This is a genomic window from Anabaena sp. FACHB-595 (genome assembly GCF_048568275.1).
In the GTDB taxonomy this organism is placed as follows: domain Bacteria; phylum Cyanobacteriota; class Cyanobacteriia; order Cyanobacteriales; family Nostocaceae; genus Trichormus.
On sequence record NZ_CP183473.1, the window covers coordinates 4,224,885 to 4,239,541 of the forward strand.

General features: G+C 43.8%; 14 protein-coding genes. 7 read left to right on the forward strand and 7 right to left on the reverse strand.

The genetic code is table 11. From position 1 onward, the window contains the following. Nucleotides 1–36: 36 nt before the first annotated feature. Nucleotides 37–621: a YqeG family HAD IIIA-type phosphatase gene (locus tag ACN222_RS17540; RefSeq protein ID WP_010997657.1), complete on the forward strand. Its 585-nt coding sequence runs from the start codon at nt 37–39 to the stop codon at nt 619–621. Nucleotides 622–699: 78 nt separating this feature from the next. Next, nucleotides 700–1,038 (forward strand): DMT family transporter, encoded by a 339-nt coding sequence (locus tag ACN222_RS17545; RefSeq protein ID WP_010997658.1) that lies wholly within the window; start codon nt 700–702, stop codon nt 1,036–1,038. A 29-nt stretch (nt 1,039–1,067) separates the two neighbouring features. Here the strand turns inward: ACN222_RS17545 and ACN222_RS17550 are convergent, their stop codons facing one another. Beyond that, a complete protein-coding gene (locus tag ACN222_RS17550; RefSeq protein WP_010997659.1) occupies nt 1,068–2,018 on the reverse strand; it encodes an NAD-dependent epimerase/dehydratase family protein in 951 nt (316 codons plus the stop codon). 458 nt (nt 2,019–2,476) lie between these two features. Here ACN222_RS17550 and purD point away from each other — a divergent pair, with 458 nt between their 5' ends. From purD to ACN222_RS17575, 5 genes are all read left to right on the forward strand, one after another. Beyond that, nucleotides 2,477–3,754: a phosphoribosylamine--glycine ligase gene (purD, locus tag ACN222_RS17555; RefSeq protein WP_010997660.1), complete on the forward strand. Its 1,278-nt coding sequence runs from the start codon at nt 2,477–2,479 to the stop codon at nt 3,752–3,754. A gap of 145 nt (nt 3,755–3,899) precedes the next feature. After that, a complete protein-coding gene (gene nblS, locus ACN222_RS17560) occupies nt 3,900–5,852 on the forward strand; it encodes a two-component system sensor histidine kinase NblS (RefSeq protein WP_044521794.1) in 1,953 nt (650 codons plus the stop codon). A 116-nt stretch (nt 5,853–5,968) separates the two neighbouring features. Further along, a complete protein-coding gene (gene folB, locus ACN222_RS17565) occupies nt 5,969–6,334 on the forward strand; it encodes a dihydroneopterin aldolase (protein ID WP_010997662.1) in 366 nt (121 codons plus the stop codon). Between the two features lie 114 nt (nt 6,335–6,448). Continuing rightward, nucleotides 6,449–6,883, forward strand: coding sequence for a SufE family protein (locus ACN222_RS17570; RefSeq protein WP_010997663.1), 435 nt, complete (start codon nt 6,449–6,451; stop codon nt 6,881–6,883). Nucleotides 6,884–6,902: 19 nt separating this feature from the next. After that, nucleotides 6,903–7,805, forward strand: a complete 903-nt coding sequence (locus ACN222_RS17575; protein ID WP_010997664.1) for an alpha/beta fold hydrolase — start codon at nt 6,903–6,905, stop codon at nt 7,803–7,805. 219 nt (nt 7,806–8,024) lie between these two features. On the opposite strand, the gene ACN222_RS17580 is transcribed toward ACN222_RS17575, so the two are convergent. The 6 genes from ACN222_RS17580 to thiO form a co-directional block, all read right to left on the reverse strand. After that, nucleotides 8,025–8,939 carry an all3515 family Zur-repressed PEP-CTERM protein gene (locus ACN222_RS17580; protein ID WP_010997665.1) on the reverse strand — a complete coding sequence of 305 codons (915 nt, stop codon included), beginning with the start codon at nt 8,937–8,939 and terminating at the stop codon, nt 8,025–8,027. Nucleotides 8,940–9,165: 226 nt separating this feature from the next. Continuing rightward, the gene (locus ACN222_RS17585; protein WP_309295016.1) at nt 9,166–9,396 is read right to left on the reverse strand and encodes a GNAT family protein; all 231 of its coding nucleotides are present in this window, start codon (nt 9,394–9,396) and stop codon (nt 9,166–9,168) included. Between the two features lie 60 nt (nt 9,397–9,456). Continuing rightward, complete coding sequence (locus tag ACN222_RS17590) at nt 9,457–11,670, reverse strand: tetratricopeptide repeat protein (RefSeq protein ID WP_010997666.1); 2,214 nt, start codon at nt 11,668–11,670, stop codon at nt 9,457–9,459. 327 nt (nt 11,671–11,997) lie between these two features. Then, complete coding sequence (gene psb34 / locus ACN222_RS17595) at nt 11,998–12,177, reverse strand: photosystem II assembly protein Psb34 (RefSeq protein WP_010997667.1); 180 nt, start codon at nt 12,175–12,177, stop codon at nt 11,998–12,000. An 81-nt stretch (nt 12,178–12,258) separates the two neighbouring features. After that, the gene (locus ACN222_RS17600) at nt 12,259–12,414 is read right to left on the reverse strand and encodes a hypothetical protein (protein WP_010997668.1); all 156 of its coding nucleotides are present in this window, start codon (nt 12,412–12,414) and stop codon (nt 12,259–12,261) included. Nucleotides 12,415–12,462: 48 nt separating this feature from the next. Next, complete coding sequence (thiO, locus tag ACN222_RS17605; protein ID WP_010997669.1) at nt 12,463–14,421, reverse strand: glycine oxidase ThiO; 1,959 nt, start codon at nt 14,419–14,421, stop codon at nt 12,463–12,465. Between the last annotated feature and the right edge of the window lie 236 nt (nt 14,422–14,657).

Genomic DNA, 14,657 nt, shown 5'->3' on the forward strand with positions numbered 1-14,657 from the left:
TGCGATGGGTGTTATTTGAATTCGGAGCAAAGCAACGTGACGCATATCAAAACTTGGTTGAGTAAACTGCATTACTCAACCTTTATAGAGCAGCCTGATAAATTACCAAAACAAATCCTTACTTTAGCTGAAGTTAAAATTGACTGGCTCAAAAATGCGGGGATTCGGGGCGTTATCCTTGACCTAGACAACACCATTATTTCAGAAGACGATCGCTACCTTGCTCCTTGGGCAGAAGATTGGATAGCCGAAGCCAAGTTAGCAGGCTTAAAACTTTTTATCCTCTCAAATGGGAAACGTCGCTACCGCGTTAAATATTGGTCACATCGCCTCGATATTAACGCCATCAGTCCAGCCAAAAAACCTTTTCCCTCAGCATTTCGCAAAGCTATGACTCAGATGCGCTTGTCATCAAAAAATGTCTTAGTTATTGGTGATAGTTTACATACAGATGTTATGGGAGCAAAGTTTTCTGGATGCCGTTGCATTCAAGTTGCCAGTTTACCCCATCCATTGCGCTGGTGGGAAAAGCTAGCTGGCAAATGGGTACAGATACCTTATCCAAAGGGTAAAGAATTATGGGACTTTGAAGGAGCGTTTGGTTATAAAATCTTTTTGTAAATAGCTGAATAGAGATTAAAGTAATGTACTCTATTTACATCAATCAAAATATATAATAAATTCCCTAAATTAATATTGATGAATAATCCAATTATCTTTGCTTTATTAATTTTAACTACAGTAGGCTTAAATACACTAGCGCAAACTCTATTGAAACTAGGCGCGGGACAGAACCCTTTAAACTTTTATTTAGTAGGCGGAATTTGTTGCTACGGCTTAAGCACAATTTTTTATGTCTTAGTTTTAGGGAAACTAAACTTATCCATAGCCTACCCATTAGTAATCGGATTAACTATTGTTCTAACTACAATAGCTGGGGCTGTAGTTTTGCGAGAAAAAGTTTTAGTTTCCCAATGGATAGGCATAGGTTTGCTGTTGAGTGGAATTAGTGCGATCGCTTTATCTAAACCCTCTTAGTTTAATCCAGGCGATCGCTTTCACTGGCTCTAGGTGTACAAAGCCTTCACCCACTGCCATTCTAAGCTCAAACCCTCCCTCAAAGAAACCTTTGGCTCATATCCTAAAATTTTCCGTGCCTTCGACACATCAGCAGCCGTGTGACGTGCATCACCCATTGCCTTTTCTATGTGATTTCTCTTAATTGGCTGACCAACGATTTGTTCCATCGTGTCTAAGACCTCAGCCAAAACCACCCTACTACCACCACCAATATTAAAAATTTCTCCTACAGCAGCCGGTACACTAGCAGCCGCTAAATTTGCCGCTACAGCATCACTCACAAAAGTAAAGTCACGAGTTTGCTGTCCATCTCCGTAAACAGGAATCGCCTCATCCTGTAAAACAGATTTAAAAAACTTATGGAAAGCCATATCAGGGCGCTGTCTAGGGCCATATACAGTAAAGTAACGTAGAGCCACAAACGGTACACCGAAATTTTTGTGATATAGCCCACACAAACGCTCGGCAGCTAACTTAGTAATGCCATAAGGAGAAACCGGTTGAGGCGGAATCCCTTCGTGAGTAGGTAAGGTTTCCGCATCCCCATACACACTAGAAGTAGATGCAAAGACTAACCTAGTTAATTGTTGAGCATCCTTAGCTGCTTCCAACAAAACTTGTGTAGCATTAATATTGCGCTCAGTATAAGCACGGAAACCATTACCCCAACTTGCCCTAACTCCCGCCTGCGCCGCCTGATGGTAGACCACAGTCACATCTTGGAGTAGGGACGGCCAATCTAGAAACTGAATATCTCCCTCAATGAAGGTGAAGTTAGGAAACGATTGTAAATGGGCAATATTTTTACGTTTTAATAAGGGATCGTAGTAATCATTCACTTCATCAATCCCGATTACCTCTTCACCTTGTTTGAGTAGGGTTTCTACCAGGTGAGAAGCAATAAATCCTGCTGCTCCAGTAACTATAATTTTCGCCATTTTACCTACTTTATTCTTATTTTCTTAGTTTCTATAGGAATCCGATTTGATTCTTGAACAAATCTAAGTATCTGTAGGGTGGGCAATGCCCACCGTATCATGATTTTGGTGGGTATTGCCCACCCCACCCATGTTTCAAAAATCAAGTACGAATCTTACATATCCACAGGTTAATAGTGACAATGATGTTCCGTCATTATTTCCTAGTTATTTTTAGAACAATTATTCTAAATTTGGCAAATTTATTATGGGACTGGGGAAGGTGGGGCCCCCTCTGGGGATAAGGGGTAATGGGGATTGGGTAAAGAATGAATGATTCTTTACTTAACACGCACTACATCACCCTACAAATCAGCACTCCCCATCATAGGACTTGCATCAAGGTCAGAATTGGTGAAGAATTGATCCGCGAGAGTCATAAAGTACTCTCGCTTCGCCAGAGACGCAAGAGGGAATCAGTGAAAGTTTTAGTTGTCGGTAACGGGGGACGTGAACACGCTCTAGCGTGGAAACTATTGCAATCGCCACAAATTGAGCAAGTCGCCTGTGTGCCAGGAAATGGGGGGACGGCAACTTTGGCACGTTGCCAAAATGTATCTTTAGCCGTGGATGATTTTGAGGGAATTAGTCAATATGCCTTGAATCAGGGTTTTTCTTTGGTGGTAGTCGGGCCGGAAGTACCCTTGGCAAAAGGAATTACTGACTATCTACAAGAAAAAGGGTTGATGGTGTTTGGGCCAAGCCGAGCCGGAGCGCAAATTGAAGCGAGTAAGGCTTGGGCAAAAGCTCTGATGCAGGAAGCTGGGATTCCTACCGCCAAGGCTGCGGTATTTACAGAGGCAGCAGCAGCCAAGTCATATATTCAGGCACAGGGAGCGCCTATAGTCGTCAAGGCGGATGGTTTAGCGGCTGGCAAGGGTGTCACCGTGGCAACGACAATTGAACAGGCACAGAGTGCCATTGATGCCATATTTCAAGGGCAGTTTGGTAGTGCGGGTGAGTTTGTTGTCATTGAAGAATGTTTGACTGGGCAAGAAGTTTCTGTATTGGCTTTGACGGATGGATTGACAATTCGTCCCTTGTTACCCGCCCAAGACCATAAGCGAATTGGGGAAGGGGATACAGGGGAAAATACAGGCGGGATGGGAGCTTATGCACCAGCACCAATCGCCACACCAGAGTTAATGGCACTGGTGCAAACCGAAGTTTTAGAAAGAGCGATCGCCACCTTACAATCTAAAGGCATCGATTATCGTGGTGTACTCTACGCCGGGTTGATGATTACACCCAATGGCGATTTTAAGGTCTTAGAATTTAACTGCCGCTTTGGCGACCCAGAAACGCAAGTCATCCTCCCCTTATTAGCCACCCCCCTAGAAGAATTGATTCTAGCTTGTGTACAGCAGCGTTTAGGTGAGCTACCACCCATTGCTTGGCAAGGGGGAGCATCCGCCACCGTAGTGGCAGCTTCCGGCGGCTATCCTGGGGATTATGAAAAAGGCCAAGTCATTACCGGCATTCCTCAAGCAGAAGCCACAGGTGCAACAGTATTTCATGCAGGCACAAAGTTGAACGCGCAACAACAGATAGTTACAGATGGCGGCAGAGTCCTAAATGTTACAGGAATCGGAGAAAATTTCCAACAAGCCCTCGCGCAAGCGTACACTGGAATTAAAGCCATAGACTTTTCGGGCATATATTACCGGAGAGATATTGGTTATAGAGTCAATAGTTGATAGTCCGAAGTCCATTGTTAACTGTTGACCGTTGACCGTTGACTAATAACAACTGACAACTGACAACTGAGCTAATGTCCAAAATAACTGTTAATTTTTAAGTTGTTGGGGTTCATAACCAAAGCTACTAACAACTTTATTAGAGATGCTGGCGCTGTTAAAAACAATTCGAGAAGCGATCGCCAATTGGTGGTCAGAGTTCACACTCCAGACTAAACTGTTAGCCGCAGCCACTTTGGTGGTTTCCTTGGTGATGAGTGGTCTCACCTTTTGGGCGGTAAACACAATTCAGCAAGATGCCCAAGTGAATGACACCCGTTTTGGGCGGGATTTGGGTCTACTTCTGGCTGCTAACGTTGCACCCCTGGTTGCTGACCATAATCTGACTGAAGTTGCCCAATTTTCCCAACGCTTCTACAGCAGCACTTCTAGTGTGCGCTATATGCTCTACGCTGATGAAACTGGGAAAATCTTTTTTGGCATTCCCTTTTGGGAACCAGAGGTAGAAAACTCCCTCTCCATTGAGCGCCGGATACAACTACCAGAAGAGTACCCTGGTGACGGCGAAAAGCCAATGGTACGGCAACACATGAGTCCAGATGGAATTGTGACTGATGTGTTCATTCCCCTAATTGTCGATAAAAAATACTTGGGTGTGTTGGCTATTGGCATCAACCCCAACCAAACAGCCGTTATCTCCACCAATTTCACCCGTGATGTTACCATTGCGGTTTTTATTACGATTTGGGTCATGGTGATTTTGGCAGGGGTGGTTAATGCTTTGACTATCACTAAGCCCATTAAAGAATTATTGGTGGGGGTAAAACAAATCGCGGCTGGTAATTTTAAGCAGCGTATTGATTTGCCCTTGGGAGGCGAACTAGGAGAGTTAATTCTCAATTTTAATGAAATGGCAGAGCGCCTAGAGCGCTATGAAGAGCAGAATATTGAGGAACTAACAGCCGAGAAAGCCAAGCTAGAAACCTTAGTTTCCACTATTGCCGACGGTGCTGTGTTGATTGACAACAATATGCAGGTGATTTTAGTCAACCCCACAGCCAGACACATTTTTGGCTGGGAAGGTGCTGATGATGTGGTGGGTAGTAATGTGTTGCATCACCTACCCCCGGCGGTACAAATGGAAATCACCAGACCACTATACGAAATGGCAGCCGGTGAATGTGATAGCGCTGAATTTCGCCTCACCCTCAACCAACCCAGCAACCGCACAATTCGCATTCTTTTGACTACAGTCCTCAATCTGCAACGGGAAAGCATCAAAGGTATTGCCATCACGGTGCAGGATATTACCCGTGAGGTGGAACTAAATGAAGCCAAAAGCCAATTTATCAGCAACGTTTCCCACGAACTGCGAACGCCTTTATTTAATATCAAATCTTTTATTGAAACCCTCCATGACTACGGCGAAGACTTGAGTTTAGAAGAACGCCAAGAGTTTCTGCAAACAGTTAATCATGAAACCGATCGCCTAACTCGTCTTGTTAATGATGTTTTAGATTTATCTAAGTTGGAATCTGGTCGTAGCTACAGTTTCGATGGTGTAGATTTAGCCCAGGCCATTGAACAAACACTACGTACCTATCAACTCAATGCTAGAGACAAAGGTATCGAACTCATCCAAGATGTTGCTCCTGGCTTGCCACTAGTCTTAGGGAATTACGATTTACTATTACAAGTCTTAGCTAATTTGGTCGGAAATGCCCTCAAATTCACTTCCTCCGGTGGCAAAATAGCCATTCGTACCTATGTATTAAACACTAAATCCAATTCCCCCAATCAGCCTGCCCAAGTGCGTATCGAAGTTTCTGACACCGGCATCGGTATTGCCCAGGAAGACCAACAGGCGATTTTTGACCGATTCTTCCGGGTAGAAAACAGAGTCCACACTTTAGAAGGCACAGGTTTAGGGTTGTCGATTGTGAGAAATATTGTGGAACGACACCGCAGTAGAGTAAATCTAGTTAGTGAAGTGGGAGTGGGTACTACTTTTTGGTTTGACTTAATTTTGTTTGAGGACGAAGCACCAAAAAAGATGGTTGAATCTGGTGAGGAGAAGGCAGCAATGCCGACTAGTTAGGAGGCTAATCAATTCAACATTCAAAAATTTTTAGACTCGGACATGGGATAGAAGAAAACTCAGCACTTTGCTATAAAATCCTTTTGGGGAAATTGTATGCAAAGGTGGGGATTTAGATGGACTGCATTCACTTAACGGAGATTCGCTGCTATGGCTACACCGGCTATTTGCCAGAGGAACAGGTGTTAGGACAGTGGTTTGAGGTGGATGTCAAGTTATGGTTAGATTTATCCGCAGCTGCTAAGAGTGACGAGATCACAGACACGTTAGATTATCGTAGCGTCATTAGCTTAGTCAAAGACTTAGTGAAAAATTCTAAGTTTGCTTTGATAGAAAGATTAGCTGGTGCGATCGCTGATTCTATTATTCAGCAATGCCATCAAGTTACACAAGTCCAAGTTAAACTCACTAAACCCGCCGCACCCATTCCCGATTTTGGCGGCAAAATCAGCATTGATGTAACGAAAAGTAGGACTATGTGAAAGGAGACAGGGGAACAGGGGAACAGGGGAACCACTAATGACAACTGACAACTGACCATTGACTAATAAGATAATCTAAACTCAAGGTGAGACCGATTATTTGCAGATGCTTTTATGTCCTCTAGTTTAGATTCTTTACCACCTGCACTTGCTAAAATTGTCCAGCGCTTTCAACGTGCTACCGACCCGAAGCGCCGTTATGAACAATTGATTTGGTATGCTCAAAAGCTGCCGGAGTTCCCAGAAACTGATAAACTCCCGGAAAATAAAGTTCCTGGTTGCGTCTCACAAGTTTACGTGACCGCACACTTAAATAATGGTCAGGTTGCCTATGAGGGAGACTCTGATTCTCAATTAACTAAGGGCTTACTTGCGTTTCTCATTGAAGGGCTAAATGGCCTGACTCCCACAGAAATTGTCCAACTAACTCCAGATTTCATCCAAGCCACTGGTTTAAATGTCAGCTTGACACCTTCCCGCGCCAACGGATTTTACAACATATTTAAAACCATGCAAAAAAAGGCGCTGGAATGTAAGTTAGAACCATAGGGCTGATAATGGAAAAATTATGTCTACCAATTTGTTGTCCACCTCTGATCCTACTGGGTTTGGTGGAGTAGTTCATGAATTTCTCTGGCAGTGGGAAGGTCAACCATTACGAGTGGTGTATGAAACCCTTGGTCAAGGTTCACCACTTTTACTATTACCAGCTTTTAGCAGTGTATCTACCCGCTTGGAAATGGGTGAAATGGCTAGGCTACTAGCTCCCCATTTCCAAGTAGTCGCAGTGGACTGGCCAGGATTTGGCGAATCTTCTCGCCCCAGCTTAGATTACCGACCAGAAATTTATCAGCGATTTTTAGAAGATTTTGTTCAGGCTGTTTTTTCTACCCCAATTACTGTGTTAGCGGCTGGTCATGCGGCTAGTTATGTGTTGCTACTAGCACAAAAACAGCCAGATGCTTTCTCAAAGATTGTTTTAGTCGCACCCACATGGCGCGGCCCCTTGCCAACGATGGGGGCAAGTTCACAGGTAGCTGGTATAGTGAGGGGATTAGTGCGATCGCCTATTGTTGGACAAATCCTCTACAAACTTAACACTACACCCTCATTCTTAAATTTCATGTACCGCCGTCATGTTTTCACAGACGCGGATAGACTCACACCTGCTTTCATCGAGAAAAAGTGGCAAACAACTCAAAAACCAGGAGCCAGATTTGCTTCTGCGGCTTTTGTCACAGGCAATATTGACGCTGTACACAATCAAAGTGATTTCCTCGCATTAGTACAGTCATTATCTATACCCCTCATGGTAGTTATTGGTGCATCAAGTCCACCCAAATCACGAGAAGAAATGGACGCTGTAGCCGCAATCCCTGGAGTACAAAGCGTAGTAGTTCCAGGTTCCTTAGGACTGCATGAGGAATACCCAGCAGCTATTTTCGCCGCTATTGAGGATTTTTTATTTTAAGGGTGTGGGGGTTTAGGGATTTAGGGGTGAACAGGAAATAATTACATTCAATTGAGCAATTATAGTTGTCGCCAGTAGTGTTAGGACATCAATAGATGATACAACCTGGACACAAAAAGACTTTTAACCCAGTCCCCAGTCCCCAGTCCCCAGTCCTCAGTCCCCAGTCCTCAGTCCCCAGTCCTCAGTCCCCAGTCCCCAGTCCCCAGTCCCAGAACATTAATTCAAACTTTTTACCGTCCGCTTCTTCAATCGAGAGAAAGAAAGCGCCAATAATCCTAATAGACCTAAGCTAATAGTTGTTGAAGGTTCAGGCACTTGCTCAACGCTGAAATCGAAACTAAATGTACCAGACTCCAGCAAGGGAGTACTACTATCTGTACTGACATCCACAAGTTTGAATGTTGCCGAGTATTTCCCTAGTGCTGCGGCTGCATCAGTCCAAAACTTGGGTCTGAAAGTGAAATTATCACCAGTACCGATGGTATAAATATCACCGACGGAATTGAAAAGATTTACACCTGCTTCGTCAGCAACATTTAATCCACTACTAATTGAAATCAACTGTAGACCAATTGTTGCACCTCCTAAAGATGATTGCCAACGACCGCCAGAACTATTAAATAAATACTGGTCGTCTGCATCTGTAGCTGAGGCTAAAGTTTCTACAGTTTCAATTTTGATATTGCTATATTCTGCCCCTGTCGCAGTACTCACCAAGCGACCAGCAAACGCTCCTTTACCTGGCAATAATTGCAGAGGTATTTGTCCTGTATAGGTTTCAGGGATTCTATTATTTATATTTGTCGGGTTAATACTTGGACTACCTAAAGGCCCTGAATAGCTGTAAGCTCCAATACCGTGAAAGTGATTAGTAGTAAAATCTTCTTCCCGATGTGCGTATAAAAATGTTAGGCGATTGTAATTAGGGTTGTCTAATCCCGCATACGTACCACTAGCCAGAACTCTTAAACCATCTAACCCAATATAAAACTCAGTTTCATCAGCATGGGTGTGATTACCATGAGCTTGCGCTGGTGCAATATTGCTGGATAGAGCTAGTGGTGCTGCCACCAACAAGCTCGCTAAGACTGAAGTAGATGCTTGCCCCAGTTGAATGCTGTATGAAGCCATATCACTTATTTCTGACAGTATACTTACTTCCGATAATGATTATCATAATCAGCAAGGGGCTGTCAATGAAGAATTTATTAAGAAGCAAATATCCATCCAGTATGAAAGGGAACAGGGAAACTAAGCTGCCTACAATTCCACTCGGCTTTAAACCTTGCTTGTGATGCTCATCTTCCCTTCTGTTAAGAGTTTCCACCACGAAAGGGAGTGTAAATACTGGTATCATTTAGTTCCATTCATCATCGAGAATCGCAAACCATAACTCGTCTACCCAATTATTTTTGAACCATAAACTCTTAATAAAGTGACCTTCCAGACGCATACCAACCCGTTCCAATAATTTGATAGATGCTATGTTTTCTGGGTCGCAGTTGGCACGGACTCGGTGCAGATTTTGATTTTTAAATAAATATTCCAGTAAACAAGTTATGGCTTCGGTGGTATGAATTTTGCATATATAGCTGTTGACAGACTTGAAAGCCTTTCATTATCAGGTTTTTATCCTATTTTCACAAAACTATAACTTGGGTAAAATCTCCGGCAACAAATGACCAGGAACTTTAGATAAAGCCAGATTTTGCCCTTGAATACCTAATTCATTGTGAAAAGCCCGAACGGTTTTGACTACATAAGCAAAAGTTGCTTGATAAGCCTCTGGTTGCTTACTTAAACCATTTAAGGCTTGTAAATGATTATCTAAAGCTGCTTCTAAGTGATGCGATCGCCTGCCTTTATCTCCACTAAAATAATTATCAGTAACTAACTGATAATGGGCGAGTCCCAAGTTATTATGGGTAGCAAATAAATCAAAGCTTAAAGATACATTACTCAAGGAATGGGCGAGAGCGATCGCCTCTTCATAAGCATTAATACATAAAATCAGTAACTTCTGCCTAACATCTTTAGTAGTTTGCGGTAAATTAGCCAAATGCCAATAAGCCGTACCTAAATTATTTTGAGTTGCGGCACAAGCATTAGGAACCATCGCCGCCGTGCGATATTTTAAGGCTTCGCTGTAGACATCAATGGCTAACTGGAGATTTTCTCCTGGTTGTTCGTACTGCGCCAAATTCCAGTAGGCAGTACCGACGTTATTTTGAATCATCCCATATTTGAGGGGTTCATCTTGGGGGTTGTAGTGAGCTAGTGATTGTTTGTAGGAGGCGATCGCCTTTTTCAAATGCACCACCGGCTGATTATACTGAGCTAAATGCCAATAAGCAGTACCTAAATTATTCTGACAAGCTGCATACTTTAAAGGATCTGATTCCACAGTCCGGTGGAGTAAAGCTTTGCTGTAAGATACAACCGCCTGTTGCCAATTCTCCGCCGGACTGGCAAACCGCGCCAAATCACCATAGGCTGTCCCTAAATTATTATGCACTCGTGCATAAGTATCAGGATGTGTTTCTGGAGAAATTATTTTTAACGCTAACTCATAAAATTCGATTCCCTGCTCAATATAAGTTTGCCCCTCCTCTAAATTGGGTGGTGTGCGATAAAGCATCCAATAGAGAGTACCCAGGTCATTTAAAATATCGGGCAGTTGTGGAGAATTTTCGTCATAGCTAATAGACTCTTGATAAGCAATAATTGCTACCATCAAGTCTTCTAAAGTTGACTGTCCCTGCTCAATCCGCAGACGATACAAATTTCCTAACTGATGATACGCCGCCGCCAGTATCTCTCCACTAGCGGATTGTGAGTGTAATTCCTCAATCTCCAAAAGCAGTTCCTGTGGTTGCCAATCATCCTCTGCTTCTGATGATATTTTTGTATTAATTGTTGCCAGCACCAAGTCCGTTAATTCCTGGCTGACATGAGACAAAGACAAAAGCGATGAACTGTTAGCCGCACTAGACCTAACTGTAAGTTCCTGTGGCTTTTGTTGAGTTGGAGGTAATTCCGAAATTAAGGGGGGGGTTTCTTCTTTTGGTTGTGGATGATTCCCTAGTATTTCCGTGGGTAAGCTTACTTCATCCCCAAAGTTAAACTCTGTGGTGGATGGGCTTCTGACCTCACCTTCCATACTTAATTCGTCTAGGGCAGACTGTTCAAGATTGCCTAATTTCACACTTCTAGAATTAGAAAAACGTTCTGGATGACCTGAATTTTGAGTTGTTGGGGTAGGTTCACCAGCGAATACAAACACACCAGTTCGCCAACGCCAAAACTGCGGTGCTGATTGCTGAATAGCTGATAACCAGGGACGCGACACCCATAACAATACACTAGATTCAAGAAATCGGCTGGATTCTTGAGCAGCAAAAAACTGTTCACTCAAGCGTAGATAGTGCAGAAATAAACGCTGACTAGCTACCGTTTGTTTGGTGAGTTGTTCCACACCTACAAGCTGAAATGTGGGTATAGGTAAAGGTTTTCCAGGGTTATCTTTAGATGCGCCTACGATTGGTGGTGGATAATTAGCCAACCACTGATTAATTTGAGCAATAGGATTCGGTTCATTTAAATTCAACCGCAAAGTAACTAGTCTCGGATAAGCCGATGTACTAGCTTCCTTTCCGTCCAATGACTGATATAGCACCTGGCCAACAGGATAAGCCAAAGTAGAGTGCAGGCGAGCAGCTACTTGATTTCTTAGGTGTAAATCGTCACAGACAGCCAAAAAAAGTTGTCGTCGCAAACCAAGGCTGAGAGCAAGTTTTAGACGGTGATAGACTTGCCTATTCCAAGTATAATTATCTGAGTGTCCAGTATCATTCACGCTCATGGCGGCTTAAGAGCCAAGTACTATGGAGGATTGGGGATTGGGGAAGGTGGGGCCCCCTCTGGGGATAAGGGGTAATGGGGATTGGGAAAATCTTTATCTTATTGATTCATCTTTCTCTCTTTCTATTAACAGTCAATAATCTGACTGCGTAAGTCCTAACTATAATCAGAAGGTTGATACCCTGCTCAGGATAAATTGAGGATTGTTATACTTATTAAAACTTGCGTACAATTACATAGAATTATTTTTACGCTAAAAAATAAAAACAGGTTCTCAAAAAATTAGAACCTGAAGTAATGATAAATAAATTTGTTAAATGTTTTATGCTCAACTGACGCTAGAAACAGAGAAGGCGACGAAAATTAAACCGCCAACCAAAATTGTGGCGGCAACTCCTAAAATAACGTAATTACGCTTTTGCCCTGCTGTGGGAGGTTCTGCTTGATAAACTTTTGGCTCCCTGGCAAAATTATTTAGAAGTCCGCCTTCTTCGTTTGTATAGGGCATGAATTATTTCCTTAGCTCTGATTATTTTATTTAATCTTATAAAGACCTATATCTTTTACTCACACAATCAGAGATAAATCGTTACATTTGGTCAGTTTTCAGTTGTGAGCCAGTGACGGGTACGTAGGGGGTTTCCCCATGTTGGCGTAAGCCTTTCCCTAAGGGTGCAACTGGCGTTAGCGTTCGCGCAGCGTCTCGTAGAGAGGAACGAGCATCACCCGAAGGGTGAATTGTCATTACTTATTGGTCAATAGTCCATATGGACTATTGACTATTGACTATTGACTAACTAATCGTACCTGTGACTGGTGAGCTAGCACTGGCATAGGTTTTCATGGGCATTCTACCTGCGAGGTAGGCTAGACGACCGGCAACTGTTGCGAGGTTCATGGCTTGAGCCATTGCGGCTGGGTTTTGAGCAAGGGCGATCGCACTATTAATCAATAGGGCATCTGCCCCTAATTCCATCGCCTGGGAGGCTTCTGAGGGCGCACCAATGCCAGCATCTACCACTACAGGGATCTTGGCATTTTCGATGATAATTTGAATGTTGGCGGTGGTTTTTAAACCCTGTCCTGAGCCAATGGGTGACGCTAATGGCATGACTGTAGCACAGCCGACATCTTCCAAATGCTTGGCTAGCATGGGGTCGGCATTGATATAAGGTAAGACAGCGAAACCTTCTTTCACTAACTGTTCGGCGGCTTGTAATGTACCAATGGGGTCGGGAAGTAAATACTTAGGGTCTGGTATAACTTCTAACTTGACAAAATTATTATCTTCTTGACCTAATAACTTAGCCATTTCTCTTCCCAAACGAGCCACACGAATGGCTTCTTCTGCGGTTTGACAGCCAGCTGTATTCGGCAACATCCAAATTTTTGACCAGTCCAGGGCTTCGGCTAAACCTTCATGGCCTGGGGTTTTGGTTTGGACTCGCCGCACCGCCACCGTGACAATTTCGCAACCGCTAGCAACAACACTTTGCTGCATTTCTTCTATGCTGCGATATTTGCCTGTCCCTGTCATCAAACGGGAATGAAAGGATTTGCCTGCGATGATGAGGGGTGAGTCTAGAGTGGGGAGTGGGGGGTTTTTGGTGTGTCCGTTAGAAAAGTTGGCGGAGTGGGTCAACATGGGGATGGTAGATGCCTGTTTTTGGCTGCGTGAATAGTGGAAATGGGACAGTAGGGGGTCAGATTTTTGTTCTACGATTAAATCGGCTATAAGTGCGGCGGTTATTGGTGCTAGCAAGATGCCGTTACGATAATGACCAGTAGCTAAAGTTAAATTGGGACAGTGACTAGTGCCTAGTATAGGTAATTCATCTGGAGTGGCTGGACGGAAGCCCCACCAAAACTCTTGAATGGGATAGTCCTGTAACTGAGGATAGAGACGAATTGCGCCTTGGAGTAAAGTTTGAATGCCGGCGGGGGTGTTGTGAGGAGTAAAGCCGACATCTTCACTTGTTGCCCCAACAATAATAGAGCGCTCACGTCTCGGTACAATGTAAATATTTTTGCCAAATAAAACCCGCTTTAAAGGCAATTCCGGTACAGACTCCGGCACACGCAGGCGTAACATTTGCCCTTTGCGAGGGGTTACGGGTAAGGGTAATAATTCATTGGCCCAAGCACCTGTAGCTAAAACATAGTGTTCAGCCCGAATGATGCCGGTGTTGGTTTGGACACCTACTACCTGTCCCTGCTGTTGTAATAATCCTTCTACTGTAATTCCGTCTTTAAGTTCCACACCAAGGCTTTCCGCCGCAGCCCATAGCACACGCGCTAGTGCTTGGTTATTCACTTGGGCATCCTCTGGATACCACCAACCACCAACCACATCCTCACCTAACCCTGGTTGGTATTGATGAATAGCGGCTTTTTCTAACCAATAAGCAGGTGATTCTCCTTCACCCTCCTGCACCCTAACACCCTTGCTCTCCTGCCCTTCATAAATTGGCGCTAGGATGCCACAAGGCCAGTAACCAGTGTTTAAACCCGTTAAATCTTCTAACTTGCTTGTCCATTCGGAATATAAAGAACGCGATCGCCAGCATAGCGACTTCATCGCTCCATCTGTGATTTGTTCGGCATCGGGGGCTAACATCCCGGCGGCGGCGTGAGCAGCAGCAGCCTGGAAATCACGACAAATCACGGTGACTTCTGCCCCGCGCAATTTAAGTTCAACGGCGATCGCCAGACCAATAACGCCGCCACCAATAATTACAATGTCCCTAGTCATTAGTCATTAGTATTTATATATTAGCTATTTACCATTAGTACATAACTAATAACTCATAACTTGTAACCAACGACTAGTACAAGTAGGGGTGAATTCAAAATACCCTGCGGGTACTCTGCGAGAACCCCTTTGGCGAACGCGGTAGCGTTCCGTTCGCGCGAGCGTTGCGTAGCAAAGGAAAGCTAAAGCTACAAAATTCAAAAATATGAACGCCCCGCTACCACTCACAGCACTCA